The organism is uncultured Jatrophihabitans sp., assembly GCF_964246335.1.
In the GTDB taxonomy this organism is placed as follows: domain Bacteria; phylum Actinomycetota; class Actinomycetes; order Mycobacteriales; family Jatrophihabitantaceae; genus Jatrophihabitans.
Genome location: NZ_CAXTQF010000023.1, coordinates 48,156 through 48,868, shown reverse-complemented (window position 1 = coordinate 48,868; position 713 = coordinate 48,156). Strand labels below are relative to the sequence as shown.

The 713-nt window shown below is 73.8% G+C and carries 1 protein-coding gene; it reads right to left on the bottom strand.

All coding sequences use genetic code 11. The annotated features are described in order from the left end of the window. The coding region (locus tag ACFFCN_RS08980) for a phytase (RefSeq protein WP_375490822.1) at positions 1-443 on the bottom strand (443 nt) is incomplete at its 3' end. Positions 444-713 lie beyond the last annotated feature (270 nt).

Below are 713 nucleotides of genomic sequence, written 5' to 3'. Positions count from 1 at the left end.
ACCGCAAGCCCGCCCAGCAACTGGTCGCCCTCGCCGCCGAGGTCGACTCCGAGCAGCACAGCGACGCCCAGTGCCCCGAAGACGATCCCGACCAGGCGTGAGCCACGGGCGCGCTCCTCCTGGTCGACCCAGATCGCCGGGTCGTCGGCCGCGTCGCCGGCAGAAGCCTCGACCTCAGCCTGAGCTTTTGTCTTCTTTGCTGCCCTCCGGCGTGGGGTAGCTTCGGCGACCGGGGCCTGGAACAGCACGCCGGGAGCGGCAGCCGCCTGGGCATCCGCGGGCTGCGGAGCAGCTCCATCGGCCTGCTGCGGAGCAGCTCCGTCCGCCTGCTGAGCACCAGCCGCAGGAGTGGCTGCCTTCTTGGCCGCTCGCTTCCGGGTGGCCTTGGCCGGCTTTTCCTCGGCCGCCGGCTCCGCGGTTGCGGCCGCCGGCTCCGCGGCCACCTCGGCGTCGACGGTCTCGGGAGCCGGGGTGACCACAGCCTTGCGGGCGCGGGTCTTGCGCGCCGCGCTCTTGCGGGCCGGTTCCGTCTCGGCTTCGGCGCCGCCGCCGGTGGCGGTCGGCGACTTCCCCCCTGACGTGCCGCGCGACCCCGCGCGCTTTCTCTGGGTGCACCGGCTCGTGTCCTACAAGCGTCCGCTCGAGGTGGCCGAGGCCTTTCGCGGCCTCCCCGAGCTTCGCCTGACGATGGTGGGTGTCGGCCCGCTCGAGCC